Annotated in this window: 25 protein-coding genes and 1 pseudogene; 9 read left to right on the forward strand and 17 right to left on the reverse strand. The window is 72.2% G+C overall.

Annotated elements, in window-relative coordinates:
* The 9 genes and pseudogenes from K6I34_RS06510 to K6I34_RS06545 form a co-directional block, all read right to left on the reverse strand.
* Positions 1-362: pseudogene (locus tag K6I34_RS06510) on the reverse strand (hypothetical protein); the annotation flags it as partial.
* Positions 359-1960: a DUF3492 domain-containing protein gene (locus K6I34_RS06515; RefSeq protein ID WP_229323126.1), complete on the reverse strand. Its 1602-nt coding sequence runs from the start codon at positions 1958-1960 to the stop codon at positions 359-361. The pseudogene K6I34_RS06510 and the gene K6I34_RS06515, both read right to left, overlap by 4 nt.
* A gap of 162 nt (positions 1961-2122) precedes the next feature.
* The gene (locus K6I34_RS06520) at positions 2123-3745 is read right to left on the reverse strand and encodes an ABC transporter ATP-binding protein (RefSeq protein WP_229323127.1); all 1623 of its coding nucleotides are present in this window, start codon (positions 3743-3745) and stop codon (positions 2123-2125) included.
* Positions 3742-4731 carry an ABC transporter permease gene (locus K6I34_RS06525; RefSeq protein ID WP_229323128.1) on the reverse strand — a complete coding sequence of 330 codons (990 nt, stop codon included), beginning with the start codon at positions 4729-4731 and terminating at the stop codon, positions 3742-3744. Before K6I34_RS06525 ends, K6I34_RS06520 begins: the two co-directional genes overlap by 4 nt.
* Positions 4728-5759 (reverse strand): ABC transporter permease, encoded by a 1032-nt coding sequence (locus K6I34_RS06530; RefSeq protein ID WP_229323129.1) that lies wholly within the window; start codon positions 5757-5759, stop codon positions 4728-4730. Before K6I34_RS06530 ends, K6I34_RS06525 begins: the two co-directional genes overlap by 4 nt.
* Positions 5756-7477, reverse strand: coding sequence for an ABC transporter substrate-binding protein (locus K6I34_RS06535; protein WP_229323130.1), 1722 nt, complete (start codon positions 7475-7477; stop codon positions 5756-5758). The genes K6I34_RS06530 and K6I34_RS06535 overlap by 4 nt, the downstream gene beginning before the upstream one ends.
* Positions 7478-7640: 163 nt before the next feature.
* Entirely contained in the window at positions 7641-7733 is a 93-nt protein-coding gene (locus tag K6I34_RS38815; RefSeq protein WP_374230826.1) for an Ms4533A family Cys-rich leader peptide, read from the reverse strand.
* Positions 7734-7966: 233 nt separating this feature from the next.
* The gene (locus K6I34_RS06540) at positions 7967-9262 is read right to left on the reverse strand and encodes a DUF3152 domain-containing protein (protein WP_229323131.1); all 1296 of its coding nucleotides are present in this window, start codon (positions 9260-9262) and stop codon (positions 7967-7969) included.
* Positions 9255-10241: an alpha/beta fold hydrolase gene (locus K6I34_RS06545; RefSeq protein WP_229323132.1), complete on the reverse strand. Its 987-nt coding sequence runs from the start codon at positions 10239-10241 to the stop codon at positions 9255-9257. The genes K6I34_RS06540 and K6I34_RS06545 overlap by 8 nt, the downstream gene beginning before the upstream one ends.
* Positions 10242-10374: 133 nt before the next feature.
* On the opposite strand from K6I34_RS06545, the gene K6I34_RS06550 reads away from it, so the two are divergent.
* The 4 genes from K6I34_RS06550 to K6I34_RS06565 all read left to right on the forward strand — a co-directional run bounded on the left by K6I34_RS06550 (position 10375) and on the right by K6I34_RS06565 (position 12440).
* Complete coding sequence (locus K6I34_RS06550) at positions 10375-10593, forward strand: hypothetical protein (protein ID WP_229323133.1); 219 nt, start codon at positions 10375-10377, stop codon at positions 10591-10593.
* A 235-nt stretch (positions 10594-10828) separates the two neighbouring features.
* Entirely contained in the window at positions 10829-11464 is a 636-nt protein-coding gene (locus tag K6I34_RS06555) for a TetR/AcrR family transcriptional regulator (protein WP_229323134.1), read from the forward strand.
* Between the two features lie 238 nt (positions 11465-11702).
* Positions 11703-11930 carry a DUF3107 domain-containing protein gene (locus K6I34_RS06560; protein ID WP_229323135.1) on the forward strand — a complete coding sequence of 76 codons (228 nt, stop codon included), beginning with the start codon at positions 11703-11705 and terminating at the stop codon, positions 11928-11930.
* A 231-nt stretch (positions 11931-12161) separates the two neighbouring features.
* Entirely contained in the window at positions 12162-12440 is a 279-nt protein-coding gene (locus tag K6I34_RS06565; RefSeq protein ID WP_229323136.1) for a hypothetical protein, read from the forward strand.
* Between the two features lie 82 nt (positions 12441-12522).
* Here K6I34_RS06565 and K6I34_RS06570 read toward each other — a convergent pair whose 3' ends face one another.
* On the reverse strand, positions 12523-13278 hold the full coding sequence (locus K6I34_RS06570; RefSeq protein WP_229323137.1) for a ferritin-like fold-containing protein: 756 nt from the start codon (positions 13276-13278) through the stop codon (positions 12523-12525).
* A 523-nt stretch (positions 13279-13801) separates the two neighbouring features.
* Here K6I34_RS06570 and K6I34_RS06575 point away from each other — a divergent pair.
* Positions 13802-16270 (forward strand): DEAD/DEAH box helicase, encoded by a 2469-nt coding sequence (locus K6I34_RS06575; protein WP_229323138.1) that lies wholly within the window; start codon positions 13802-13804, stop codon positions 16268-16270.
* Between the two features lie 308 nt (positions 16271-16578).
* On the forward strand, positions 16579-17433 hold the full coding sequence (locus tag K6I34_RS06580; RefSeq protein WP_229323139.1) for an alpha/beta fold hydrolase: 855 nt from the start codon (positions 16579-16581) through the stop codon (positions 17431-17433).
* A gap of 20 nt (positions 17434-17453) precedes the next feature.
* Here the strand turns inward: K6I34_RS06580 and K6I34_RS06585 are convergent, their stop codons facing one another.
* Positions 17454-18266: a VOC family protein gene (locus K6I34_RS06585; protein WP_229323140.1), complete on the reverse strand. Its 813-nt coding sequence runs from the start codon at positions 18264-18266 to the stop codon at positions 17454-17456.
* A 128-nt stretch (positions 18267-18394) separates the two neighbouring features.
* Positions 18395-19471 carry an NYN domain-containing protein gene (locus K6I34_RS06590; protein ID WP_229323141.1) on the reverse strand — a complete coding sequence of 359 codons (1077 nt, stop codon included), beginning with the start codon at positions 19469-19471 and terminating at the stop codon, positions 18395-18397.
* Between the two features lie 139 nt (positions 19472-19610).
* On the opposite strand from K6I34_RS06590, the gene K6I34_RS06595 reads away from it, so the two are divergent.
* On the forward strand, positions 19611-19763 hold the full coding sequence (locus tag K6I34_RS06595; RefSeq protein WP_229323142.1) for a hypothetical protein: 153 nt from the start codon (positions 19611-19613) through the stop codon (positions 19761-19763).
* A 91-nt stretch (positions 19764-19854) separates the two neighbouring features.
* On the opposite strand, the gene K6I34_RS06600 is transcribed toward K6I34_RS06595, so the two are convergent.
* The 4 genes from K6I34_RS06600 to K6I34_RS06615 all read right to left on the reverse strand — a co-directional run bounded on the left by K6I34_RS06600 (position 19855) and on the right by K6I34_RS06615 (position 23060).
* Positions 19855-20460, reverse strand: coding sequence for a MarC family protein (locus tag K6I34_RS06600; protein ID WP_229323143.1), 606 nt, complete (start codon positions 20458-20460; stop codon positions 19855-19857).
* 234 nt (positions 20461-20694) lie between these two features.
* A complete protein-coding gene (locus K6I34_RS06605; RefSeq protein ID WP_229323144.1) occupies positions 20695-21558 on the reverse strand; it encodes a PHP domain-containing protein in 864 nt (287 codons plus the stop codon).
* Between the two features lie 189 nt (positions 21559-21747).
* Positions 21748-22401, reverse strand: coding sequence for a DUF6758 family protein (locus K6I34_RS06610; RefSeq protein WP_229323145.1), 654 nt, complete (start codon positions 22399-22401; stop codon positions 21748-21750).
* 74 nt (positions 22402-22475) lie between these two features.
* A complete protein-coding gene (locus tag K6I34_RS06615) occupies positions 22476-23060 on the reverse strand; it encodes a suppressor of fused domain protein (protein ID WP_229323146.1) in 585 nt (194 codons plus the stop codon).
* 482 nt (positions 23061-23542) lie between these two features.
* Here K6I34_RS06615 and K6I34_RS06620 point away from each other — a divergent pair, with 482 nt between their 5' ends.
* Complete coding sequence (locus K6I34_RS06620; protein ID WP_229323147.1) at positions 23543-24649, forward strand: magnesium and cobalt transport protein CorA; 1107 nt, start codon at positions 23543-23545, stop codon at positions 24647-24649.
* A 22-nt stretch (positions 24650-24671) separates the two neighbouring features.
* Here K6I34_RS06620 and K6I34_RS06625 read toward each other — a convergent pair whose 3' ends face one another.
* Positions 24672-25655, reverse strand: coding sequence for a DMT family transporter (locus K6I34_RS06625; protein ID WP_229323148.1), 984 nt, complete (start codon positions 25653-25655; stop codon positions 24672-24674).
* 31 nt (positions 25656-25686) lie between these two features.
* Between K6I34_RS06625 and K6I34_RS06630 the strand changes: the two genes are divergently transcribed.
* Positions 25687-26193 carry a hypothetical protein gene (locus tag K6I34_RS06630; RefSeq protein ID WP_229323149.1) on the forward strand — a complete coding sequence of 169 codons (507 nt, stop codon included), beginning with the start codon at positions 25687-25689 and terminating at the stop codon, positions 26191-26193.
* Positions 26194-26345: the final 152 nt, after the last annotated feature.

The raw sequence follows: 26345 nt of genomic DNA on the forward strand, positions 1-26345 counted from the left end.
GCGCTCCCCCCGCCGTCCTCGCCCTCCTCCTCGCCCCACCGCCGCGCGGCCGTACCGTCGGCTGCGGACGGTTCCGCGGCCTCGGCGGGCTCCGCCCGGCGCACCCGCGCGTACAACTCCTCGGACAGGGAGAACACATCACGGTGGCGGCAGTGGGCGGCCTCGTGCTCCGCGACGCCCTCGGCCTCCAGCGCCGCGGCGATCTCCAGCGGGTCCACCGCCCGGACGCACAGCTCACGGTGCCGGTGCAGGAGTGCCTTCACCGGGTCGGCGGGGGTGCGTACGGTGCGTACGGCCGTCGTGCGGACGAGGGGTATGCCCGTGCCGGCCGCGGCGGCACCGTCGCGCAGGGGTGTGCTCATCGGCGCCCCGCCCAGGTGGGTGCCGGGCGGGCGGACAGGGAGACCGGGGCGGGTGCTCCGGCGGCGCGGCCGAAGGGGACGGAGGGGTCCGCGGGCGCGTCCTCGCGCGGCGGCGCGTGCGAGATGAGTTCGAGGTAGAGGGAGCCGAAGGCCGTCACATGCCGTTCCACGGTGAAGAGTTCGAGGGCGCGGGCCCGCGCGGCGGCGCCGAGCCGGGCGCGGCGCTCGGGGTCGCGCAGCAGGGCGAGGCAGGCGTCGGCGAGTTCCCGGGCGGCGCGGGGCGGGACGACCAGGCCGGTGCCGCCGATGACCTCCCGTACGGTGCCGGTGTCCGGTGACACGGTGGCGCGGCCGCAGAACATCGCCTCCACCAGCGGCAGGGGAAAGCCGTCGGCGGGACCGGTGAGGACGGCGCTGCCCGCCGCGTAGCTCTCGGGGCTCGGGTTCTCGTCGAAGAGGACCCCTTCCGGCGGCTGCCGGCCGTCCTGGGGGGCGCCGATCACGCGCAGCCGTACACCGGGTTCGGCCTCGCGCACTATGCCGAGGGCCTCCCACAGATAGGGCTCGGTACGGCCGCCCGCCCACACGAGCGTGCGCCCGTCGTCGGTGACGGCGCCCTCGACGCCCTCGCCGACATCCTCGTAGGGCCGTTCGTCGACGCCGGGCGGCACCGTGCGCAGCCGTTCGCGGTCGGCGCCGCAGCGCTCCTGCCAGCGGCGCACCTGGGCGTCGCCGGGGGTGACGATGTCGGCGGAGCGGTAGACCTCGGCGGTGAGCAGCCGGTGGAAGGCCGAGAGCAGGGTGCGGACGGGCAGGGAGAGGCCCGCGGCGCTGGCGGCGTTGTTCAGGTAGTAGGCGCGCAGCCGGACCTCGTACTCGGTGACGAGAAGCGGGGTACCGAAGAAGCGTTTGGCCAGCAGTCCCGGGAGTGCGGCGGGGCCTGCCGAGGTGGCGTGGCACAGGTCGACACCGGCGAGTCCGCGGTCGTGGTCGCAGGCGCCGTACCAGTCGAGGGAGAGCGGCCGCAGCGCGCGCTCCAGGAGGGCGGAGACGGCGAGCAGATCGGCGACGCGCGTGCCGTAGACCGCCGGGTGTGCGCCCGGCGCGCGGCAGGCCGCCTCCAGGGTGCGCAGTGCCTGCTCGGAGCGGAGGGCGGTACCGAGCCCGCCCGCCTCGCGGGCGAGGTCGGCGAGGCCGTGGAGCGCGTCGGCGAAACGGTACGCCTGATCACCGCCGGCACCGGTGGGACCGGTGTCGCCGAGAGGGTCGGAGGGGGGCGCACCCATGGCGGCGAGCGCCGCCGCGAGCTCCGCGAAGTGCTCGCCGAACCGCTGCCGTTCGCGCTTGCCGTACGTGCGGCCCGCGCCCCCCTCGCCGTCCAGGCCCTCCGGCGGGTCGCCCCACAGGGGCGCGGTGCGCACGCGGCGCACATGCTCGGGCAGTCCGTACCACCCGCAGCGCTCCTGACGGGCGCCGCGGCTCAGCGCATAGATCTCGAACTCGTGGGCGCCCAGCCCGCGCACCAGCTGGTCGCACCACTGACCACCCTCACCCGCGGCATACGGATATCCACCCTCCGTGAGGAGTCCCACACGCACGCATGCACCCCCGTCTGTCCACTCGGCCACACCGGGCTGCCGCCGAACGGCAGCGGGAGCACGCTATGCGCGCCGCCGCGGGGCGCGACGGACGGTTGTCCGTCGCGCCACCGGAAGGGGTGAACAGAGGTGACTTTCGGCAGGATGGGGCGTTACTCCGCGCTATGCGGCCGCTTCCGACTGTTCGAGCCGCGGGACGGCCGCCAGCAGGCCCTGGGTATAGGGGTGCCGGGGCTTCTCGTAGACGGCGTCCGCCGGGCCCTCCTCGACGATCCGGCCGCCGCGCATGACGACCAGCCGGTCGCTGACCTGGCGGACGACGGCGAGGTCGTGCGCGATGAAGACGAGCGCGAGCCCGAGGTCGCGCTGGAGCTCGCCGAGCAGCTTGACGACCTGCGCCTGGGTGGTGACGTCGAGGGCGGACACCGGCTCGTCGCAGACGATCAGCTTCGGCTCGGGCGCGAGGGCGCGCGCGATACCGACGCGCTGCCGCTGCCCGCCGCTGAACTCGTGGGGGTAGCGGTGGTACGCGCCGGGGTCGAGCCCCACGCGCTCCAGCAGGTCGCGCACCCGGGCGGTGATCTCGGCATCGCCCAGCCGCCCCGCGACGCGCAGCGGGTCGGCGATGGACTCGCCGATGCTGCGCCGGGGGTTGAGCGAGGAGACGGGGTCCTGGAAGACCATCTGGAGCTCGCTGCGGAACGGCCGCAGTTCGCGGTCGCCGAGCCCGCCGATGTCCCGGCCCCGGTAGCGGAGTTCACCGCCGGTGGGCTCCAGCAGGCGGACGAGCATCCGGCCGAGGGTCGTCTTGCCGCTGCCGGACTCACCGACGACGCCGACGGTCTCGCCCGCGCGCACGGTCAGCGACACGTCGTCGACGGCGGTGACGGCGCGCTTGCCGCGCCCGAACCGGCGGGTGAGGCCCTTGGCCTCGAGCAGGACCGTGTCGTCCGCACGCTCCGCACTCTTCTCCCCTGCACCCGAACGGCGGACGTTTATCCGCGGAACGGCGGCCAACAGGTCGCGCGTATACGTCTCGGCGGGCGAGTCGAGCAGCGTACGGACCGGCCCGCGCTCGACGGCGCGGCCGTTCTTCATGACGAGCAGGTCGTCGACACTGTCCGCGGCCACGCCCAGGTCGTGGGTGACCAGGATCAGGCCCATGCCGGTCTCGGCGCGCAGGTCCCGCAGCAGGTCCAGGATCTGGGCCTGCACGGTGACGTCGAGCGCGGTGGTGGGCTCGTCGGCGATCAGCAGGCGCGGTTCGCAGGCGAGAGCCATGGCGATGAGGGCGCGCTGGCGCATGCCGCCGCTGAACTCGTGCGGGCGGGAGCGGGCCCGCCGCGCGGCGTCCGGGATGCCGACCCGGTCGAGCACCTCCACGGCCCGGTCGCGGGCGGCCCGCCGGGAGGCGTCGCGCCGGTGGACGCGGTAGACCTCGGCGATCTGGTCGCCGATGGCCTGGTAGGGGTCGAGCGAGGAGAGCGGGTCCTGGAAGACCATGGCCGCCACCCCGCCGCGCACGCGCCGCAGTTCGGCCTCGTCGGCGGCGAGCACGTCACGGCCCGCGACCTCGATGCCGCCGGTGACCTCCGCGCCGGTGGAGCGGTGCAGGCCGAGCAGGCCGAACGCGACGGTGCTCTTGCCGGAGCCGGACTCGCCGACGAGGGCGAGGGCGCCGCCGGGGGCGAGTTCGAAGGAGAGCCCGTCCACGGCGCGCACCGGGCCGTCCTCCGTGGGGAAGGTGACGGCGAGGTCGGTGACCTTCACCAGGGGTTCGGTCATCGCAGGGCCACCCTTCGGTCGGCGAGGGCGTAGAGCATGTCGCCGATGATGTTGGCGACCACGACAGCGGCACCGATCAGCATCACGACGGCGACGACGACGGGCAGGTCGACGGTCTGCACGGAACGTACGAGCATCTGGCCGACGCCCGGCAGGCCGAACATCGTCTCGGTCAGCATCGTGCCGCCGAGGAGCGACCCGAAGTCGACGGCCGACATGGCGATGAGCGGGGCGACGGCGCCGCGCAGCGCGTGCCTGCCGACGATCGCCCGCTCGGAGAGACCGTAGGCCCGGAAGGTGCGGACGTGGTCCTCGGCGAGCGTCTCCAGCATCGAGCTGCGGGTCATCCGGACGTACTTCGACACTTCGAGCAGGGCGAGCGTGACCCAGGGCAGCAGCATGTTCCAGGCCCACTGCTCGGGGTCGTCGGTCAGCGGCACGTAGGACGGGAAGGGCAGCCACTCCAGGTAGGCGCAGAAGAGCATCATCAGGGCGAGGCCGCTGACGAAGACCGGTGTCGCCGTGCCCGCGAGGCTGAGCCAGATCAGCACGCGCTCCAGAATGCCGCCGCGCCGGACGACGGCCAGCAGGCCGGTGCCCACGCCCAGCAGCAGCCACAGCACCATCACGCCGACGGCCAGCGACAGCGTGGCGGGCAGCCGCTCCACGATCAGGTCGGTGACCTGCTGGTCGTTCTGGTACGACAGGCCGAAGCAGGGCGCGTCGCAGTGCATCGTGCCGGTGCCCGTGGAGTAGTCGTGCCCCACGAAGATGCCCTGCAGGAAGTGCCAGTACTGCACGTACACCGGGTCGTTCAGGCCCAGTTGCTCGCGGACCTGGCGGAGCTGTTCGGGGTTGCAGCGCGGGCCGCACGCGAGCTTCGCGGGGTCGCCGGGGGCGACGTAGAAGACCGCGTAGACGACCACGGAGATCACGAGCAGCACGAGGACGGCGCCGAGCGCGCGGCGCAGGAAGTACAGGCTCATGCCGCACCCCCCTGGGCCGTCTTCGCCGTCTTCTTCGTCCTGGCCGCCCTGCGCTCCTTGACACGGCCGACGCCCAGCCGGGACTTCTCGCGCGGGTCGAGCGCGACGCGCACGGCGTCGCCGAGCACGGTGAAGGCCAGCGAGGTGACGAGCAGCATCAGCGCCGGGAGCACCACGTACACGGGGTCCGTGCGGAACCACGTCGTGGCCGACGACAGCATCTGTCCCCAGGACGGGGTCGGAGGCTTGACGCCGACGCCGAGGAACGACATGGACGCCTCCAGGACGATGTTGCTCGACAGCAGATAGGCGACGTAGGTGAGCACGGGCGCGGCGAGGCCGGGCAGCAGTTCGCGCCGCGCGACGCGCCAGGTCGAGCCGCCCGCGAGGCGGGCCGCCGAGACGTAGTCGAGCTTCTTCAGGCCGAGCGCCTGGGCGCGCACGACGCGGGCGAGGCCGCCCCACGCGATCAGGCCGATGACGACGACGAGCAGCGCCGGCCGCGGGAAGTCCGGGGGCACGACGGCGGTCAGGGCGATCGCGAAGACCAGCAGGGGCATCGCGATCATCACCTCGGTGATGCCGTTGAGCAGTCCCTCCACGAAGCGGTTGCCGAGCGCGGCCGCGAGCCCCACGGTGACGGCGACGAGCACCTGCACCAGCGTGGCGCCGACGGCGACCATGAGCGAGACCCGCGCGCCGTACAGGAGGCGGACGAACAGGTCGCGCCCGGTGCCCGGTTCGACGCCGAGCCAGTGGTCGGCGCTGATGCCGCCGAAGGAGCCGAGCGGCACGCCGCCGCGCGCGGAGTCGACGAGGGAGTCGTGGTACGTATTGGCGTCCTGGCCCTCCAGCGCGGCCAGCAGGGGCGCGCCGAGGGCGAGGAGGACGAGCAGGCCCAGCACGGCGGCGGCCACGAGCGCGGATTTGCGCGTCCGCAGCCGCCGCCACACCTGGCGGGCGCCGGAGGCGGCGGCTCCGTCGGGAGTCACCGCCTCCGGTTCCTTGGTGCCGATGAGATCCGTCACTTGACCGCGACCTGGGAGATGTCGAGGACGCCGGTCCAGTCGCTGATGACGACGTTCTTCACGTCCTTGCCGTAGAGGCGCTTGTAGACGGGGTGGAACAGCGGCACGGTCAGGGCCTGCTCACCGATGGTGCGGTCGAGGGCGCCCCAGCGCTTGGCGGCCTCGGTGTGGTCCGTCAGCTTGTTGATGCCGTCGATCTCGTCGTTGACCTTGGAGTCGTCGAGCTGCGCGGTGTTGTAGTTGGAGGCGTCCTTGACGATCTGGCGGCCGTCGAATATGGGCGCGAGGAAAGGCCCGCCGGACGGCCAGTCGGCGCCCCAGTGGGCGAGGAAGAGGTCCGGCTGGGTGCTGAGCTTGTGGACCTTCTCGTCGTAGTCGTTGGTCTCCAGGCCCTGGAGCTTGACCGTGATGCCCGCCTGCTTGAGCGCGGCCTGGATCGCCGTGGCGATCTCGGGGCTGGTCTCGAAGTCCTGGGCGGTGGAGTGCGTGAGGGTGATCTCCAGGCCGTTCTCGTAACCGGCCTCCTTCAGCAGCTCCTTGGCCTTCTCCGGGTTGCCGGTCGCGCCCGCTGGGAAGTGGTCGTACGGCGTGTAGCCGAAGGACTTCTGGTTGGGCAGGAAGGTCGTCGCGGGCTCGGCCAGCGAGGAGCCGCCCGCCGCGTTCACCACGCTGGTGCGGTTGATGGCGTACGCGATGGCCTGGCGGACCTTCGGGTTGTCGAAGGGCTTCGCCTTGGGGTTGAACGCCAGGTAGTCGGTGTAGCCGAAGTGGCCGGTGCCGACCCGGGAGGCGAGCTTCTTGTCGCCGGTGACCTGGGCGAGCTCGGCCGGTCCGAGGTTGTTGTCGGTGGTGATCGCGGCGGCGTCGGCGCCCTGGCCGGTGGACAGCCGCTGGTTGATGACCGCGGAGTTCAGGCCCGCCTGCACGTCGATGGCGTCGGGGTAGGCGTGGCGCTCCTTGTCGGTCTCCTCCGACCAGTTGGGGTTGCGCTCCAGCGTCAGGTGCTCGCCATCGTTGACGTTCTTGACGACCTTGTACGGGCCGGACGAGACCGGATGCTCGGCGTACTTGGCGCCGGTGTCCTTGGCCTTGGGCACCGGGGCGAACTGGGTCTGGGTGGCGACGTAGGGGAAGTCGCCCTCGGGCTTGCGGAGATGGAAGACGATCGTCTTGGCGTCCGGGGTCTCGATCGAGTCGAGGCCCTTCTTCTCCTTGTAGATGCCCTGATAGTTCTCGCCGCCGACGAGCCAGTCGCGCAGGTAGGGGGCGCCGCCGGAGAGTTCGGGGGCGAAGGAGCGCTCGATGCCGTACTTGATGTCGGCGGTGGTGATGGGCGAGCCGTCCTCGTACTTCAGCCCGTCCTTCAGCGTGAACGTCCAGACCTTGGCGTCGTCGCTGGGCTTGCCGGTATCGGTGGCGAGGTCGGGGACGACCTTGGTGCCCTCGGCACCATTGGCCCGGTGACGGGTGGTCAGGGTGCGGAAGACCAGCGAAGGAACGTTTCCTCCGCCTGAGGTGTAGAGCCGCGCGGGGTCGAACTGCTTCTGCGGCTGTCTGTTGAGGACGGTCAGGGTGCCGCCCTTCTGCGGCGCCCCGTCGGCGCCGGAACCCTTGCTGTCGCCACTCTTCTCGGGGCCGCACGCCGCGGCGCCGCCGAGCAGGACGACGCTGACGGCTGCCGCGGCCACGCGGCGGGATGTGGCGGGAAGTTGACGCATGACAAAGAGGCCTTTCGCGGGGTTGGACGGACGAAAGCGAGCGGAAAGCACCCACGGAAGGCGGTTCGAGGAGCGCGCGGCTGGCCGCAGGACCGCCCCCGGCGGACGCGACGCTAGTGCGCGATGGCGCGGCGCGGAAGTACGCGGGGGAGTAAGACCGGTCTCAGCGACAGAGGATGTCGGCGACGCAGTGCGCGGCCACGCCGATCAGCACCAGCTCGAAGCCGGTGATCTCGGGGGCGTGGCGGTGCGACATGCGCAGAACATTGGACGAAATTCCGCCCAGTGGCAAAGGTGTCTCAAAAGCAGAGATGAAGCGTCCCGCTACGCGAGATTTTGGATCACTTTCGGAGGGATCTGCCCGGCTATCCGAAGGGATCTGTCCGACTGTCCGAAGGGATCTGTCCGACTGTCCGAAGGGATCTGTCCGACTGTCCGAAGGGATCTCCCGAGCCGTCCGAAGGGATCCGGCCCGGGAGATCCCCCCGGCTACTGGTCCGACGGGCCCGGGAAGGGCCAGGGGTTCGGGCGGCAGACCAGATCGCCCGTGTTGAGGAACTTCGTCTGCTGCATCATCACCGGCGCCAGGGCACCCTGCCGGGGGCAGCTCTCGTGGTCGTGCCCGAGGCGGTGGCCGACCTCGTGGTTGATCAGCATCTGCCGGTACATGTGCATCTTGTCGCCGTAGGTCTGGGCGCCCTGGGCCCAGCGATAGGCGTTGATCATGACGCGGTCGGTCGCGGCGGAGTCGCAGGAGACGTTGTCCTCGGTGGTGTCCAGACCCGACTTCGCACACCAGGCGGCCGTGGTGCCGGGGGTGGCCAGGGTGATCACGAAGTCGGCGTGGCCCGACGAGACACGTTCGAACGTCCTGGTGCCGCCGTGGCCCCAGCTGCGGTCGTCGTTCAGCGTCTTCTGGACGGCCGCGGCGAAGAGCTCGCCGTCGAGCGGGAGCCCCTTCTCCACGTCAACGCGGTAACGGAGACGTTCACCCTTACCGGGGGCCGGGTCATTGCCGCCGACGGTCGCGAACTCACCCGATCCGTGTGCCTTTTCCGCCAGCGGGTACTTGGCGTCCATCTTCTGGTCGTACGTGACCGGGGTGGGGACGGCGCCCTTCGGGGTGGGCCGGTCGTCGGAGCGGGAGGCGGCGTCCGGGCTGTTGCGCTCCATGTCGGCGGAGCGCGCCTGCGCCTTGCTGTCCGTACTGTCGTCGACCTGGCCCGCGACGGTGACGGCGAGCACGGCCGTGACCAGCGCCGCCGCGACACCGGTCGCGGTCCGCGCCACACCCGGGCCCGACCTGGCGGGAGCGGCCCTGCGCCGCGAGGGCACGGCCCTCACCTCCGGCCGGGGCGCGGGCACGCGCGCGTGAGGTGCGGCAGCGGCGGGAGTGCCGCCGCCGGGCCCGTGCGCCGCCGGGGGCGCATATCCGGGCTGCTGCTGGGAAGACTGATGGAGCGGCTGGTGCTCAGCGGGGGCTCCGGAGGGGTAGGAGGGACTGCCGACGACAGCGTAGGCCGGGTCCGTGCCCACTCCTTGACCGCGCTGCACCCCGATGACGCCCCAGCCGATGCCCTGGGCCTGCGGTCCGGACCACCCGGCGGACGCGGGCTGCTCCCCTGTGCCATACGACGGACTGCCGTATCCGCCCTCCGGGGCGGGCTCCTCGGCGGCCTCGGCCCCGTCGGCGGGCGTGGCCCGACGGCGGCCGGTGCCCCGCCCGGGGTCCGCGGCCGGGGGCCGGTGCGGGGTATGGGAGGCGCGTGCGCTGTGTTTACCCACGAGGCGTAGCGCTCCGTTCAGCAGTGGCGGCGGTGTCCGTGAGGAGGTCGCGGAAGGCGAGAGCCACCGCGTCCGGGTCCTCCATCATGGCGACATGTCCCGATTCCAGGAGCGTCAGCAACCGCGAGTCGCGGAAACTCTTGCTCGCGCGGGCGGCCATGCGGAAGGAGACGAGCTGGTCGCGCTTGCCGTAGACGAGCAGCGTGGGGGCGAGGACCTTCTCGGCCTGCCGCCACAGCGAGTGCTGGCCGCCGAGCGTGTAGGCGTCGACGATGCCCCGCGCGCCGCGCGTCATGACCTCCCAGAAGTAGGGCAGCTCCAGGCGCCGTTCGAACTCGGCGACGGCCCGGCCGAACTCCTCGGGCGTCACCCGTCCGGGGTCGCCGTAGCAGAGCGCCAGCACCTCGTGCGTGCGCCGCTCGGCCGTCCACTCCCTGGTCGCGCGGGCGAAGAGCGAGGCGATGCCCGGCACGGCCAGCAGCCCGGTGGGCACGGCCGTGCGCTGCGGGCGCAGCTCGGGGAGCGCGGGCGAGACGAGGGTGAGCGTGCGCACCAGGTCGGGGCGGACGGCGGCGACGCGGGTGACGACCGCGCCGCCCATGGAATTGCCCACCAGGTGGACGGGGCCGCGCCGTCTCGCGTCGAGGTAGCGGATGACGACGCGGGCGTAGCCGGTGATCGAGAAGTCGCCGTCGTCCGGCGGCGGGGAGTCGCCGAAGCCGGGCAGGTCGAGGGCCTCGCCGTCGACGTGACCCGCGAGCCGCTCCATCAGGGCGGACCAGTTCTGCGAGGAGCCGCCGAGCCCGTGCACGTAGAGCGCGGGCGGCAGCCCTTCCTGGAGGGGCGCCCGGGAGCGCACCGCGAGAGTGATGCCCGGGAGCGTCACCGTACGGACGTCCTCGCCCCGGCCGACCCAGGAGGGCCGCCCCGGCGGCACCACGGGGACGGCGCGGGCATCGGGCGACTCGGTCGAAGACATGCGGGCAATGTTACGAGACGATCACGCCCGGACTCCTGTGGCGGGCGTCACAGATCGCCTGGCGTTGCGGGTGCGGCTCTCCTAGGCTCGTACCACGGAGTAAAGAGGGCTTCCTCCCTGGAAGGGGTACCGCATGCCCGTTGATCCGACCGACCCGGAGACCTTCGAGGACGACGAGAGCGGCACCGCGAGCCTCGACGTCGAGGCTCCGGAGGCGGACGCCGCCGAGCAGCACGCCGACCTCGCTCCACACCGGGACGAGGACCTGACCGGCGACTCGGACAGCGCGGACGAGGCGGACCGCGCCGAGCAGGCGCGGGTAGTGGAGCTGGACGAGGACGACTACCGCTGATACCGCTGACGCGCCACGCCGCACCGGCACGGCGTACGAGGGACCCCGGCCGGAGGCGGGACGGCCGCGGCGGGGCGTTCGGAGAGTGAGCTGCGTGACAATTGTCGGGATTTTGTTGACTTCCCACAGCGTCCGGTAGATGAAATTCTCCGCTCCGGCCACGCACGGTTCGGTTACCCAAAAGTACGATGGCGGGCGCGGTGCACACCGTGCAGGAACAACCATGGGAGGCGGCGTGACAGCCATCGAGCAGACCGAGGCGCGGCCGCGAGGCACGCGTCTGCCGCGCCGGGCCCGACGCAATCAGCTGCTGGGCGCGGCCCAGGAAGTCTTCGTGGCGCAGGGTTACCACGCGGCGGCGATGGACGACATCGCCGAGCGCGCGGGCGTCAGCAAGCCGGTGCTCTACCAGCACTTCCCCGGCAAGCTCGACCTCTACCTGGCCCTGCTGGACCAGCACTGCGAGGCCCTGCTGACCGCGGTCCGCACCGCGCTCGCCTCGACCCACGACAACAAGCAGCGCGTGGCGGCCACCATGGACGCCTATTTCGCGTACGTGGAGGACGAGGGCGGCGCCTTCCGCCTCGTCTTCGAGTCCGACCTCACCAACGAGCCCGCCGTGCGCGAGCGGGTCGACAAGGTGTCGCTGGAGTGCGCCCAGGAGATCAGCGACGTCATCGCCGAGGACACCGGCCTGTCCAAGGACGAGGCGATGCTGCTGGCCGTGGGCCTGGGCGGCGTCTCCCAGGTCGTGGCGCGCTACTGGCTCTCCAGCGAGAGCACCGTCCCGCGCGACACGGCGGTCCAGCTCCTGACGTCCCTGGCCTGGCGCGGCATCGCGGGCTTCCCGAAGAACACGGCGGAGCACTAGGCGCCCCATAGGGGCGCGGGGCTGTATCAATATGCGGCTCCGCCGCGTGGGCGCGACCGGCCACGCACGGTCCGCAGCCGCGCACCGGCCGCAAGAGGCACCCCGGCAGGCGCAGCCGACGCACCGGCGGACGCTTGTCGTGTTCGCTGCCAGCGTGGCAGCGCCCGCTCTGCGGACGACCTGGCCGGGCTAATGTGTGCTGCGTACGGGACCCCAATCCTTTGGAGGGACAAAAGCCGTGGAGGTCAAGATCGGCGTGCAGCACGCGCCCCGCGAGATCGTTATCGAGAGCGGGCAGTCTGCCGAGGACGTCGAGCGTGCCGTTGCCGACGCGCTGGGCGGCAAGGCTCAGCTGCTGAGCCTGGTGGACGACCACGGCCGCAAGGTCCTGGTCCCGGCGGACCGGCTGGCCTACGTGGAGATCGGCGAGCCCACCGCCCGCAAGGTCGGCTTCAGCGCGGTCTGAGCCACGCGAACCGCTTCGCGCGCGACGGCGGGGCCCGGTGCGGAATGCGCCGGGCCCCGCCGTTGTCGTAGGTCGTAGCCGGGAACAACGGACGGCGGACGAGCAGGTGGCCGCCGGTGCCGAGGGGCGACCTCGGCGAGGGTTGCCGGACCTCCCCGGGGGGTAGGACGGCTTCGACCGATTTGCACCTGCCCCTCGTTTGCTCCTCGTTCCGCACGGGAGGAAGTGACCATGATCCTCTGGGAAGCGCTCGGCTCGGTCCTCATCGGCCTCGCCGTCTCGTACGGCGCCCTGCGCTGGCTGCCCGCCCGCTACGGGCAGTTCCGCCCCCGGAGTCTGGCCCTGGCCACGGGCCCGGTCGCCGCGCTCTTCGGTGCCCTGATCGCCCACTCCGTGCTGGGCCCCCACCACACGGCCGCCGTGCTGGCGGTCTCGCTCGGGGTGTCCGTCGCCCTGCTCTCGCTGCTGGTACGGCAGGCCGACCGGCCGCGGCGATCAGCCACGGCCTGACCGGGCCCGCCCGGCTCGGGGGCGCGCAGTGCGCCGCGGTCGGCCGGACGGGCGGGGCGTGTCAAGGGGCGTATCAAGCCGCTCAGGCCGCGAGGCCCAGCGCGGCCATGCGCTTGGTGTGCGCCTCGGTGATCCGGGAGAACATCTTGCCGACCTCGGCGAGGTCGAAGCCGTCGGCCACACCGCCGACCAGCATCGTCGACAGGGCATCGCGGTCGGCGACCACGCGCTGCGCCTGCGAGAGCGCCTCGCCCATCAGCCGGCGTGCCCACAGCGCGAGCCTGCCGCCGACGCGGGGCTCCGCCTCGATCGCGGCGCGCACCTTCTCGATCGCGAAGCTCGCGTGCCCGGTGTCGTCGAGGACGCCGAGCACCAGCGCCCGGGTGTCGGAGTCGAGCCGGACGGCCACCTCGCGGTAGAAGTCGCTCGCGATCGAGTCGCCCACGTATGCCTTGACCAGGCCCTCCAGCCAGTCCGAGGGCGCCGTCTGGCGGTGGAACTCGTCCAGGGCCGCGGCGAAGGGCTCCATCGCGCCGGTCGGCTCCGCGTCGATGGCCGCGAGGCGGTCGCGCAGCCGCTGGAAGTGCTGGAACTCCGCCGCCGCCATCTTCGCCAGCTCGGCCTTGTCATCCAGGGTGGGCGCCAGCTTGGCGTCCTCGGCGAGCCGCTCGAAGGCGGCCAGCTCGCCGTAGGCGAGGGCACCCAGCAGATCGACGACCGCCGCCCGGTACTGCGGGGCGGCGGACGCCTGCGACCAGTCCTGGGCGGCGATTCCGGTGTGTTCTCCGGCGGACTCGGGGGCGTTCTCAGCGTTGTCGGGGTTGTCGGGCGTCTCCATGAAGCGAACGATAGCCCGCCCGACGATCTGCGGAAGGGCCTGGTCAGCCAGTTCCTCCGGATCTGTCCGAAGGATTGTCCGGACACACATGCGTGTTTCCGGGGTACAGTGGTAATGCGCCTGCCGAGTATTCGGCGGGCTGTCCCATGCTGTGTCTTCCGGTGGCAGCTCTCGCCCCGCCCCCGGAGCACCGGCGGATGCCCGGTCGGTGGCCCGATCGGCTTCCAAAACCGACCGCCCTCCGCGGGGCGCGTACGAGTCGTACGTGCCTGGAGGGATCCGCTCGCGGCACGTGTGCACGAGCGAAGGCAGTGGTCCCGCGCGTCAGCCGGCTCTTTCAGGCCGGACGGTAGTACCCCCGGCGCGGTACGTACGACCCCCTTCGCCCCCTCGCGCCGCGTCTCACAGAAGAGGCAAGATCCTGTCTACTCTCTCCACCACCTTCCGAGAAATCGGGATTCTTCCCGAGACCGCCGAAGCCCTCGAAGCAGTCGGCATCGTGCATCCCTTTCCGATCCAGGAGATGACGCTCCCGGTGGCCCTCTCGGGCTCCGACGTCATCGGCCAGGCCAAGACCGGCACGGGCAAGACTCTGGGCTTCGGCCTTCCGCTGCTGGAGCGCGTCGTCGTCCCCGCCGACGTCGAGGCCGGCCGGGCGAAGCCCGAGCAGCTCACCGACGCGCCGCAGGCGCTCGTGGTCGTCCCCACCCGCGAGCTGTGCCAGCAGGTCACCAATGACCTGCTCACCGCGGGCAAGGTCCGCAATGTGCGCGTCCAGGCGATCTACGGCGGCCGGGCCTACGAGCCGCAGGTCGAGGCGCTGCAGAAGGGCGTCGACGTGGTCGTCGGCACCCCGGGCCGCCTGCTCGACCTCGCCGGGCAGAAGAAGCTCGACCTCTCCCACGTCAAGGCCCTCGTCCTCGACGAGGCCGACGAGATGCTCGACCTGGGCTTCCTCCCCGACGTCGAGCGCATCATCACGATGCTGCCGGCCAAGCGCCAGACGATGCTCTTCTCGGCGACCATGCCGGGCGCCGTCATCGGCCTCGCGCGCCGTTACATGTCGCAGCCGACGCACATCCGCGCCACCGAGCCGGACGACGACGGCCGCCAGACGCACGCGCACATCGCGCAGCACGTCTTCCGCGCCCACAACATGGACAAGCCGGAGATGGTCGCCCGCATCCTCCAGGCGGAGGGCCGCAACCGCGCGATGATCTTCTGCCGTACGAAGCGCACGGCCGCCGACATCGCCGACCAGCTCACGCGGCGCGGCTTCGCCGCGGGCGCGGTCCACGGCGACCTCGGCCAGGGCGCCCGCGAGCAGGCGCTGCGCGCCTTCCGCAACGGCAAGGTCGACGTCCTGGTGTGCACCGACGTCGCCGCGCGCGGCATCGACGTCGACGACGTCACGCACGTCGTCAACTACCAGACGCCGGAGGACGAGAAGACCTACCTGCACCGCGTCGGCCGCACGGGCCGCGCGGGCAAGTCGGGTACGGCCGTCACCCTCGTCGACTGGGACGACGTCCCGCGCTGGAAGCTGATCAACAAGGCGCTGGGCCAGGACTTCGACGACCCCGAGGAGACGTACTCCACGTCCCCGCACCTCTACGAGCTGCTGAAGATCCCGGCCGGGACGAAGGGCATCCTGCCGCGTTCCGAGCGCAAGCTCGCCGGGCTCGCCGCCGAGGAGATCGAGGACCTGGGCGAGACGGGCGCCCGTGGCGGCCGTGGCCGCAACGGCGGCCGGAAGCCCGCCGCCGCCGAGGCGGAGGAGCGCCCGGCGCGTACGCGCACGCCGCGTCAGCGGCGCCGGACGCGCGGCGGGGCCGAGGCGGGTACGGAGGCGGCTGTGGCTGCTCCGGTCTCCACCGAGGTCGCTTCCGTCGACGCCGACGCTGCCGTGATCGCCGAGGTCACCAAGGGCCGGCCGGTGGCCGAGGGGGCTCCCGCGACGCCCGCGAAGCCGCGGCGGCGCCGGACGCGTTCGCGCCGTGGTCCGGACGCGCCGGTGGCGACCGCCGCGACGGCCGCTCCTGCCGCCACTGTCACGGTGACGGCGGAGAAGAAGCCCGAGCCGGTGGCCGTGAAGGCCGAGGCCCCGGCCGCGGCGTCCGAGAAGCCCGCTCCGCGGGCGAAGGCGGCGGCTCCGGCCGCGGCGGCTCCCGCTGCCGCTCCGGCTCCCGTGCAGCAGCGTCGCCGCCGGGCGCGCGTCGTCCGCCCGGAACCCGTCGACACGGCCGACTTCCAGACCGTCGAGACCGCGGCGGCCGCTCTGGCGGCCGCGCGCAAGGCCATCCCGGCCCAGGCCACGGAGTCCGAGCCGAAGCCGGAGCCGGTCGTCGAGCCCGCCAAGCCGAAGCGCACCCGCAAGGTGGCCGCTCCCAAGGCGGAGGCTGTCGAGACCGAGACCGAGGCTCCGGCCAAGCCGAAGCGCACGCGCAAGACGGCTGCCGCCAAGGCGGAGGTCGTCGAGGTGGCTGAGGTCGCCGAGGTTGCCGAGGTTGCCGAGACCAAGCCCAAGCGCACCCGCAAGGCCGCCGCTCCCAAGGCAGAGGCTGTCGAGACCGAGACCGAAGCTCCCGCGAAGCCGAAGCGCACGCGGAAGGCTGCGGCTCCCAAGGTCGAGGCCGTCGACGGCGAGGTCGCCGAGACCAAGCCCAAGCGCACGCGGAAGGCCGCCGCTCCCAAGGCGGAGGCTGCCGAGACCGAGGCCGAGGCGCCCGCGAAGCCGAAGCGCACCCGCAAGGTCGCGGCCGCTGCCCCGGCCGAGACGGCGGACGCGGAGGCTCCGGCCAAGCCGAAGCGCACGCGCAAGGCTGCGGCCCCCAAGGCCGAGGCCGTCGACGGCGAGGTCGCCGAGACCAAGCCCAAGCGCACGCGCAAGGTCGCGGCCGCTGCCCCGGCCGAGACGGCGGACGCGGAGGCTCCCGCGAAGCCGAAGCGCACCCGCAAGGTGGCTGCCGCCAAGGCCACGACGGAGAGCTGACGTTCCCCTCACGCGACGGCCGGTCCCCCCGCTCCGGGGTGACCGGCCGTCGCGTTTGGCCGTCCGGCCGGGTTTGGCGCTTGTGCTGTGCCTACTGGGGTGCCTCTTGCGCTCCGCGCGCGGCTGCGGGTCGCGTCGTGGCTGGTCACGCCCACCGGGGTGCCTCTTCGCGCTGGCGCGCGGCTGCGGGTTTCGTCGTGGCTGGTCGCGCCCACGCGGCGGAGCCGCACAATGTCACAGCCCCGCGCCCCTGATGGGGCGCAGCCCCCCGGTCACGCCCGCCCGGCGTGAGGGCCTAGCCTCGGGGGATGAGCCGGCCTCCCTTTCTCGATCTGCCGTCCTGCGCGCGAGCGCACTCCCTCCGTACCTCGCGCGGGGTCTTCGCCACGCACGACGCCCGCCCTGCCGAGACGCGCGGCACCGTCCTCCTCGTCCCGGGGTTCACCGGGAGCAAGGAGGACTTCATCGCGCTGCTCGAACCGCTCGCCGCCGCGGGCTACCGGGCAGTGGCCGTCGACGGGCGCGGGCAGTACGAGAGCGAGGGACCGCACGAGGAGAGCGCGTACGCGCAGGCGGAGCTCGCGCGGGACGTCATCGCCCAGGCGGAGGCGCTCGGCGGCGCGGTGCACCTGGTGGGGCACTCGTTCGGTGGTCTGGTCTCCCGCGCCGCGGTGGTGCTCGACGTCTCGCCGTTCCGTTCGCTGACGCTCATGAGCTGCGGTCCCGCGGCGATCGCGGAGGACCAGCAGGCCCGTACCCGGCTGCTGCTCGCCGCGCTGGGGCAGCTGGACCGGGAGTCCGTCTGGCAGGAGATGCAGAAGGCGGACGCGGAGAACGCGACCGCCGAGCCGACCGCGCCCGCGCTCCAGGAGTTCCTCCACCGCCGCTGGACGGCCACGACGACCGGGCAACTGCTCGTGGCCGGGCGGCAGCTGACGGTCGAACCGGACCGCACGGCCGAGCTCGCGGCGGTGGGCCTGCCCAAGCACGTGCTGTCGGGCGAGCTCGACTACGCCTGGCCGGTGCCGTCGATCGACGCGATGGCGGAGAAGCTGTCGGCGGCCCGCACGGTCGTCGCGGGCGCGGGCCACTCCCCCAACGCCGAGCGCCCCGGAGCGACGGCAGCGGCCCTCGTCGGCTTCTGGCGGCGCGTAAGCGCGTAGCGGGTGGGGCGGGCGCTGCCTCAGGCGAACCCGTCGGCCCCGGTGGTCACCGTGAACAAGCCGCCCTCCGGATCCCGGATGGTCGCCTCGCGCCCCACCGCGGAATCCCCCGGTTCCGCCGCCACCGTGCCCCCGGCGGAGATCGCGGCCTCGACGGCCTTCTCGACGTCGTCGACGCGGAAGTAGACGTGCCAGCGCGGCCGGACGCGCGGGTCGGGCGCCGCCTCGACGCCGCCGCCGCGCAGGCAGGCCACCGTGTGCCCGCCGGACCGGACCATGACGGCGTCGTCCTCGTAGCGCACCTCGCAGCGGTCGGGCCGCCCGGTGGCCCACTCGAAGACCTCGCCGTAGAAGATGGCGGCGTCGAAGGCGTTGCGCGTGCGCAGCTCCAGCCAGGCGGGGGCGCCCTCGCGGCCGACGCGCCATTCACGCAGCGTCTCGCCCTCCCAGAAGCCGAAGACGGCCCCGGCCGGGTCGGCGGCGAGCGCGGCGCGGCCGGGGCCGACGGCGAGCGGGCCGACGGCGACCGTGGCGCCGCGCTCCCGGATCCGCGCGGCGACGGCGTCGGCGTCCTCGACGGCGAAGTACGCGGTCCAGGAGACAGCGACGCCCATGCGGCGGGCGACGTTGCCGATGCCCGCGACGGGCTTGCCGTCGTGGATCGCCACGGTGAAGTCCTCGCCCAGCCTGCCGTGCCGGAAGGTCCAGCCCATCACCGCGCCGTAGAAGTCCTGTGCGGCGGTGCGGTCGACGGTGAGCAGGGACACCCAGCACGGCGCGCCCGGCACGGCGACTGCGGAGCTGGCCGCGGACGAGGCCGCAGAGGGTGCCATGACCGACCGCCTTTCTGTCAAAGGTCTCCTCGTCAGGGTTCCATCCAGCCTCCCCGTGCGCATTCCGGCACGCGCGCGCGTAACGGTGGTTGGCGGTGTCCCTCGTGTACGGCCATCAGTGCGCGTGTTCAGTACTGCGCGGCGAGGTGGTCCCAGAACCCGTCGCGCAGGGCGCGCCGGAGGTCGGCGTGGCCGCGCAGCGACAGGCCGAGCAGTCTTTCCGCCTCGACGAGGAGCTCCTGGTCGACGGAGCCGGGCAGGTAGGGGTGGCCGGGCATCAGCTCGGCAAGCGATTCGCGGCCGCGTGAGCCGAGCCACTGCGCGGCGACCTGGGCGCCGACGAACCGCACGTCCTCCCGGCTGGGCGCGGGCGCCTGCTGGAGGGCGGACTCGGTGTGGAGCTCGGTGCGGCGGGTGACGTAGGGCTTGCAGAAGTCGAGGTCGAAGGTGCGCTGGCTGTCGACCTCCCAGAGCAGCGGTTCCGCCTGGTTGCGGCCGCCGACGGCCTCGATGCCCCACAGGTGGACGCGGGCGCCGTAGCCCTGGGCGGCCTCGACGGCGGAGACGAGGTCCTCGTCGCCGCCGATCAGCGCGGCGTCGCTGATGGCACGGTGCCGGGCGAGGGACTCGAGGTCGCTGCGGATGAGGGAGTCGACACCCTTCTGCTGGTTGTTGGCGTTGAGGTTGCCGAGCCGGACCTTGACGTCGGGGAGTTCGGCGATGCCCTGCTGCTCGGTGGTGTGGATACGGCGCCGGGCGCCGTCGTACCAGTAGACGCGCAGCAGCCTGCTGTCCTGGAAGATCATGCGGGCCTTGTCGATGAACGCCTCGATGAGCCCCTCGGCGTCGAGGTCGAAGGCCCGCCGGTCCTCGGTCCCGGCGACGAGGCGGCCCGCCGCGGCGTAGACGTATCCCGCGTCCACGAAGATCGCGTGGGTGGAGGGCGTGGTGGCCACCTCGGCCAGGACGCGGGTGAGCAGCTCGTTGGTGCGCTCGATGCCCGCGGCGACCGCGGCGAGGTCGAGGGCGCCGGACGCCGGGAGCGAAGGCACGGACGGGTTCACGGGCGCGGGCGGGGGCGCGGGTACGGCCGGATGATCCGGGCGATCCGGACGGTCCAGGTGATCCGGGTGATCCGAGTGGTCGGTCATGCGCACGCTCTCGTCGTCCGGCATGGCCTGAACTACCCATTGGTAATTAGCCATGTTAAAAATTTCCTTAGCGTAGGGAATGTTTGAAGTGGTCACCTCGTTGGACACGTATGTGAGCGGGTCGCACAGGCGCGACTCCGGTCACTTATGTTCATGAAGTTCTCCTCAGGAGGATCAGACGAAGGGAGAAGCCTTGCGCTTCGAAATCATGCGCCTGGACGACGTCGACGGCACCGCCGTCGACAGCACCGTCGTGGACGCCGCCTCCGTCAACAGGATCGTGCAGCAGGCCGCCGCGATCGGCCAGCGCATCTATATCCGCCCGGCCGACACCGTGGTCCGGTAGCGGGCAACTCTTCCCACGTGCGCGACACCCCCGTACGGAACCGTACGGGGGTGTCGTGCGTCGTGGGGCGCAGCGCGCCGGAACCGGTGGCTCAGCGGTTGGCGATGACCTGCGTGATGCCGTTGATGATCTGCTGCACGGCCAGGGCGGAGAGCATCATGCCCGCGAGCCGCGTCACCAGCACCACGCCGCCGTCCTTGATGACCCGGATGATCAGCAGCGAATAGCGCATCACCAGCCACAGCACGACGTGCATCGCCGCGATCGCCGCCCACACCGAGACCTGCGCGCTCACCGAGTCCGCGTGCTGCACGGCCAGGATCACGGAGACGATCGCACCCGGGCCCGCCAGCAGCGGCATGCCGAGCGGCACGAGGGCGACGTTGACGTCCTTGGTCTGGGTGGGCTCCTCGGACTTCCCCGTCAGCAGGTCCAGCGCGATCAGCAGCAGGAGCAGGCCACCCGCGATCATCAGGGCGGGCGTGGTGATGTGCAGGTAGTCCAGGATCTGCTGGCCGCAGATGCCGAAGACCGTGATGACGCCGAACGCGACCGCCGCCGCCTGCCAGGCCATGCGGCGCTGGACCTTGGCCGGGCGGCCGGCGGTGAGCGCCAGGAAGATCGGCGTGATCCCCGGCGGGTCCATGATCACAAAAAGGGTGAGAAAGAGGGATCCGAAAACAGCGAAGTCGAACACAGTGAGCCTTGCGAGAGTGGTGCGAGCGGGGGGAGCCGAGGTACGGCGGGGGGAAGCGCCCTGCGCCTGAGTGGGGGACGGTGCGGATGTACGGCGGGCGTACGGATACGGGTACAGGTACGGCGTACGGATACGCGGCGGACGCGCGGCGCGCGCCCAAGGGCGTACGGGAGTACGGTCACGCGCGTACGGAGGGCACGCGCGCGGCCCGGAGGAACCGGGTGACGGGAAGGGTCAGCCGCCGGCGCCCGGGACGGGGAACGCGCCCGTCGCCCGGCGGGTGATCTCGCCGTAGATCTCCGGGTCGGTGGTGTACTCACCGAGCCGGCAGGTCTTGCGGCTGCCGTGGTAGTCGCTGGAGCCGGTGGTCAGCAGGGACAGGTCGGCGGCCAGACCGCGCAGCCGCGCGCGGGTGGCGGGGTCGTGGTCCATGTGGTCGACCTCGACGCCGTCGAGACCGGCGGAGGCGAGCTCCGCTATCTGCCCCTCGGAGACGCAGTCGCCCCGCTTGAGGGCGAAGGGGTGCGCGAGGACGGCGACCCCGCCCGCCGCTTTGATCAGGCGTATCGCATCGAAGGGGTCGAGCTCGTGCTTCTCGACGTAGGCGCGGCCGTCGCTGCCCAGCCACTCGGAGGTGAAGGCGTCGGAGACGGTGCCGACCACGCCGAGCTCGATCATGGCGCTGGCGATGTGCGGCCTGCCGACGGCGCCGCCCGCGGCGATGTCGAGAACGCGCTCCCAGGCGACGGGCACGCCCAGCTCGTTGAGCTTGGCGACCATGGCGCGGGCGCGGGGCACCCGGTCGTCGCGGACGAGCTCCCGCTCGCGGGCGAGCTCGGGCTCGTCGGGGTCGAAGAGGTAGGCCAGCATGTGGACGCTGAATCCGTCCGGACCCCGGAAACGGCAGGAGAGCTCGGCGCCCGTGACCAGGGTGAGCCCGGCGGGCAGCGCGGCGATCGCCTCGGCGTGGCCGCCGACCCCGTCGTGATCCGTCAGCGCGACGACGTCCAGCCCGGCGGCGGCCGCGTTGCGCACCAGCTCGGCGGGGGTGTCCGTGCCGTCGGACGCCGTGGAGTGGGTGTGCAGGTCGATGCGCACGACACGGCTCCTGAAGGGCGGGACGGAACAGGACCGGTTCAGGATAACCGCCGGGCTGTTGTCGGTGGGGCGTGGGTTTGCTGTGAGGTTGCGCCTATTTCGCTGCGGGGGTGCGCCTACTGGGGTGCGTCTTGCGCTTCGCGTGCGGCTGCGGGTCCGTTGTGGCTGGTCGCGCCGTTCCTCGCGCCCCTAACGGGGCGCCCCTGGTGACAGCAGGCGCGGCGACAGCGCTCCGCACGGCAGGAGTTCCACTTCCGCTCCCGCCTCGCGCAGGTCCGTGATCACCAGCTCGTCGTACATCAGCAGCCCAGAGCGCTCCGGCCAGACGACCGCCCACAGCCATAGCCCGCGTGCCTCGCCGGCGAAGACGGCCCGGTCCTCGGGCGCGCCGTCGACGTGCCAGAGGGGGGTCGGGCGGCCCGCGGCGTGGACCTTGGCGTGAGGCGAGCGGTCGACGGAGATATAGGGGCCGGGGTCGGGCCCGTCGATACCCGCGTAGCGCGCGCCGAGGCCGACGCCGAGCTCCTCCGCGACGAGGAGCAGCTCACCGGGGCCGCCGAGCGGGCTCGGCCCCGAGCAGGCGACGGCGGTGGCCCGGCCGCCGCTGCGGTCGTCACCCGCGCACACCACACCCGTGAAGAGCCAGCCGACGGGCAGCGGCCAGGGCATCCACACCGGCACCTGGGCCCGGCCGACGGCGACGGCCAGCGCCTCGACGCTCGGCGGGACGACCGGCTGCAGGGGGTGCACCGAGCCGTGCACGGAGCACTGCCAGGAGTCGGCGAAGAGACCGGGCGCGCGCACCCGGCCTCCGCACTTCGGGCAACTGGGTTCGCCCCTCATAAGGCCCAACGGTCCTCCGAGCCCGCCGTCGCGTCAAGGACGATCACCCGTCCGGACCCGGAAGGCGCGGAGCGTCACCCCAGAGGCACCCCTGGCCTCAGGGGATCACGCAGATCGGTGCCCTTGGCCAGCCATCTCTCCTCCAGCGCGGCGGCCCCGTGGACGCGTTTCCAGGCGGCCTCGTTCGGGGTCATCGGCAGCAGCGGGAGAAAGCGGACGGGATCCAGCGGCTCGTCCAGCTCCAGGTCCTCGACCAGCCCGCCGGACTCCGCGACCAGGACGGAGGTGAAGGCCGCGCCCGGCCACAGCGGCTCGCCCACCTCCAGCGAGGCACCGGGCGCCACGACCAGCCCCTCCACCTGCGGGGAGGCGGCGAGCACGGCCAGCGGGCGGAGCACCTTGTCCGTCTCGGCGCGGCCATGGCGTACGGAGAGGACGAGTTCGGCGCGCGGCCCGCGCAGGGGGTCGGCGACGACCGCGGTGGGGTCGGTCATCGGCTGGGCGGACATGCCGAGGGTGGCGTAGCGGACGACGTCCCCCTCGATGAAGCGGAGAACCTCGATCCGGTCGGTGCCGAGGAAGGTGACCGCGGCACGCGCGTCCGGTTCGCCCAGGGCTGTCCGCAGCCGGGCCTCGACCAGTGCGAGAACGTCTGACATGCAGTGAGCATAGAACGCGTATCGAACGGGCAAAGGAGGGTATTGACGGGTTCAGTGGCTGCTAGCCTTGACCCTCGGTCAGGGAGTTGTGTTCGTCCCCCAGCGGGGACCGGCCGGAGGAGGTGGGACTGCGTGGATTCCAGTCGACCGGGCAGTACCGGCAGTTCTCCCGTCACTCCGCTGCAGACGCGTCCCTTGTGAACTAAAACCTTCCTCGCCGGCCCTTCGCCGGTGTTTGTCCCGGAAGACCTCTGCGCCCGCAGCACCTGACGGAAGAGCGCCTTCGCCTCGCTTTGTTTCCGTGTTCTCTGCGTTCTCTGCGTCCTCTGCGTTGTTCTTGCGCACTGCCGCCAGTCCCCGCGCATTGCGCGAAGCGCCGTCCGATGTGCGGATGTGAATCTCCCGGCTCCGGGCCACGTCCTCGTTCCGGGCAGCGTTGCGCCCCCGCCGTGACTTGCGGCCGGCCCGTGAAGGAGCCTGCCTTGTCGATGATCCACGGTCTGCGTGCCGTCGTCCGTCCCCTGCGCCCGCGCGGGGGTGTGCCGTACGAGTACGACACCACCCGCGACCCCTCGACCAGCAGTGCCGTGGTGGACTGCGCCATCTACCGCGACGGCAAGCGCTGCGGCGAGCAGGTCGGTCCGGCGGAGGCCATGCGGCGGGTACGGGCCGAGGGCGGTTTCGCGTGGATCGGGCTGCACGAGCCGACGGAGCGTGAGTTCTCCGGCATCGCCCAGGAGTTCGGCCTGCACCCGCTGGCCGTGGAGGACGCGGTCCACGCCCACCAGCGGCCCAAGCTGGAGCGTTACGACGACACCCTGTTCACCGTCTTCAAGACCATCCACTACGTCGAGCACGCCGAGCTGACGGCCACGAGCGAGGTCGTGGAGACCGGCGAGGTGATGTGCTTCACCGGCCCGGACTTCATCATCACCGTCCGGCACGGCGGCCAGGGCTCGCTGCGCGCCCTGCGGCACCGGCTCCAGGACGACCCGGAGCTGCTGGCCAAGGGCCCCTCCGCGGTGCTGCACGCCATCGCCGACCAGGTCGTCGACGGCTACATCGCAGTCGCCGACGCCGTACAGGACGACATCGACGAGGTGGAGATCGATGTCTTCTCCGCCCCGAGCAAGGGCTCCTCGCGCGGCGGCGACGCGGGCCGGATCTACCAGCTCAAGCGTGAGGTGCTGGAGTTCAAGCGGGCGGTCACCCCGCTGATGCGGCCGATGCAGCAGCTCAGCGAGCGGCCGATGCGGCTGGTCGACCCGGACATCCAGAAGTACTTCCGCGACGTCGCCGACCATCTCGCGCGCGTGCACGAGCAGGTCGTCTCCTTCGACGACCTGCTCAACTCGATCCTCCAGGCCAACCTGGCGCAGGCGTCGGTCGCGCAGAACGAGGACATGCGCAAGATCACTTCCTGGGCGGCGATCTTCGCGGTGCCGACGATGATCGCGGGCATCTACGGCATGAACTTCAAGTACATGCCGGAGCTGGGGTGGAAGTACGGCTACCCGACGGTCATGCTCGTCACGGTCGTCATCTGCGTAGCCATCCACCGGGGCTTCAAGCGCAACGGGTGGCTCTGACCGTTCAACGGCGTCAGCGGCGTCAGCGGCGATCGGCCCGGATGACGAACGCGAGCCCCAACAAGATCACCGCAAGTGCGGGATAAGCCGCCACCGGCGGCAACTGTCCCAGCCACAGCGCGGCGATCAGCGCCGCGCCGGGCGTCTCCAGCAGGATGGCCGTCGAGGTGACCGACGGCCCGAGCCCCTTCACCACGCGGTTGATCAGCGAGTGGCCGAGCAGTTGGGCCGTCACCGTCAGCAGGGCCAGCTTCAGCCACGTACCGGCGTCGTACCCGGCCAGCGGCGCACCGGCCGCCAGGCAGACGACGAGCAGCAGCACCGCCGTCGTCAGGTAGAGGACATAGGTGTACGCGACGGTGCCCACCGTCCGCCGTACCTCGGCGCCCAGCAGGACGTACCCGGCCGCCGCGATGCCGCCCGCCAGCGCGAGCGCGTCCCCGGCCAGGGCGCGCGGGGAGACCGCGAAGTCGACGCCGGTCAGGATCAGCACACCGAGGACGGCGAGCCCCGTGCCCGCCCAGACGAGCGGCGCCGGGCGGTGGCCGCGCAGCCGCAGCAGCAGCGTCGTCCAGACCGGGGTCGTGGTGACCAGCGCGGTCGACGAGGCCACCGAGGTCATCCGCAGACTCGGCATCCACACCGCGAAGTGCAGCGCGAGCAGCGCGCCCGCGGCGACGGACAGCAGCAGTGCGCGGCGGCCCATGCCGCGCAGTTCGGCCCGGTCCCGGTGCCGGAAGAGCGCGACCGGGGTGAGGGCCCCGACCGCCATGGCGTTGCGCCAGAAGGCGATGGCGAAGGCGGGCGCGGCGATGGTCGCGATGAGCGGGGCGGAGAGGGAGATGCCCGCGATGGCGACGGCGAGCAGCACGATGTCCACCCGGGGGGCGGGGCCGCCGAGGGCGGGGCCGCCGCCCGTCCCCGTCCCCGGGCTCCGGTCGGTGGTCGAAGTGGCGGGAGCCGACGTGGCGGAAGGGGTACGGGAGGCGGGCCGGGCAGTCGTCACCCGTCCAGCGTAGGCCGCATAAGGTAGCCGTATGACGCTGAAGCTGGCACTGATTGAAGAGGCCACCAAGAAATCCGGCCTCATCTGGGTGCAGGGCCCTTCGGGTCCGAGCCGGGCGCTGTGGCATGTGTGGCACGAGGGTGCCGCCCATCTCGTGGGCGGGCCCGGCGAGCAGCCCCTCGACGCCCTCGGGCTGGAGGACGGCGGCCACGCGACCGTGACGGTGCGCAGCAAGGACAAGGGCGGCCGCCTGGTGACCTGGCCCGCGCGCGTCGGCGAGCTCGCGGCGGGGAGCGAGGAGTGGACGGCGGCTGTCGCCGAACTCAAGGGCAAGCGGCTCAATGCGGTGGGCGCTGACGCGATCGAGGAACGGTGGGCGCGGGAGTGCCGCGTCTTCCGGCTGACGCCTACGGGGGCGACGGTTTCGTTGCCGGATGACTCGCTGGCGGCTGTGCCGCTTGTTTCTTCCGCGACGACGCGTCGCGCTGTGCCGGCGGCGCTTCCGCGCCTTCTGCGGAAGTCGCGGCGCCGCGGCTGACTCTGCGTCTGCGGGCCGGTGGGGCTTCTCGCGCAGTTCCCCGCGCCCCTGGGTTGTGTGTGGGCCGGGGGTGGGGCCTGCGGGCGGGAACCTGAAACGCGGTGCGTGCGGGTCTTTCGTATGGGGAGCCGTGATTCATGCACCGTCATTTC

It is taken from the genome of Streptomyces sp. UNOC14_S4 (assembly GCF_020740835.1).
Taxonomy (GTDB): Bacteria; Actinomycetota; Actinomycetes; order Streptomycetales; family Streptomycetaceae; genus Streptomyces.

Excerpts from the sequence above, each read along its gene's own strand:
- K6I34_RS06520 (WP_229323127.1), bottom strand. The coding sequence starts at position 3,745 with ATGACCGAACCCCTGGTGAAGGTCACCGACCTCGCCGTCACCTTCCCC.
- K6I34_RS06525 (WP_229323128.1), bottom strand. The coding sequence starts at position 4,731 with ATGAGCCTGTACTTCCTGCGCCGCGCGCTCGGCGCCGTCCTCGTGCTG.
- K6I34_RS06535 (WP_229323130.1), bottom strand. The coding sequence starts at position 7,477 with ATGCGTCAACTTCCCGCCACATCCCGCCGCGTGGCCGCGGCAGCCGTC.
- K6I34_RS38815 (WP_374230826.1), bottom strand. The coding sequence starts at position 7,733 with ATGTCGCACCGCCACGCCCCCGAGATCACCGGCTTCGAGCTGGTGCTG.
- K6I34_RS06545 (WP_229323132.1), bottom strand. The coding sequence starts at position 10,241 with ATGTCTTCGACCGAGTCGCCCGATGCCCGCGCCGTCCCCGTGGTGCCG.
- K6I34_RS06550 (WP_229323133.1), top strand. The coding sequence starts at position 10,375 with ATGCCCGTTGATCCGACCGACCCGGAGACCTTCGAGGACGACGAGAGC.
- K6I34_RS06565 (WP_229323136.1), top strand. The coding sequence starts at position 12,162 with ATGATCCTCTGGGAAGCGCTCGGCTCGGTCCTCATCGGCCTCGCCGTC.
- K6I34_RS06570 (WP_229323137.1), bottom strand. The coding sequence starts at position 13,278 with ATGGAGACGCCCGACAACCCCGACAACGCTGAGAACGCCCCCGAGTCC.
- K6I34_RS06575 (WP_229323138.1), top strand. The coding sequence starts at position 13,802 with ATGACGCTCCCGGTGGCCCTCTCGGGCTCCGACGTCATCGGCCAGGCC.
- K6I34_RS06580 (WP_229323139.1), top strand. The coding sequence starts at position 16,579 with ATGAGCCGGCCTCCCTTTCTCGATCTGCCGTCCTGCGCGCGAGCGCAC.
- K6I34_RS06585 (WP_229323140.1), bottom strand. The coding sequence starts at position 18,266 with ATGGCACCCTCTGCGGCCTCGTCCGCGGCCAGCTCCGCAGTCGCCGTG.
- K6I34_RS06590 (WP_229323141.1), bottom strand. The coding sequence starts at position 19,471 with ATGGCTAATTACCAATGGGTAGTTCAGGCCATGCCGGACGACGAGAGC.
- K6I34_RS06610 (WP_229323145.1), bottom strand. The coding sequence starts at position 22,401 with ATGAGGGGCGAACCCAGTTGCCCGAAGTGCGGAGGCCGGGTGCGCGCG.
- K6I34_RS06615 (WP_229323146.1), bottom strand. The coding sequence starts at position 23,060 with ATGTCAGACGTTCTCGCACTGGTCGAGGCCCGGCTGCGGACAGCCCTG.
- K6I34_RS06630 (WP_229323149.1), top strand. The coding sequence starts at position 25,687 with ATGACGCTGAAGCTGGCACTGATTGAAGAGGCCACCAAGAAATCCGGC.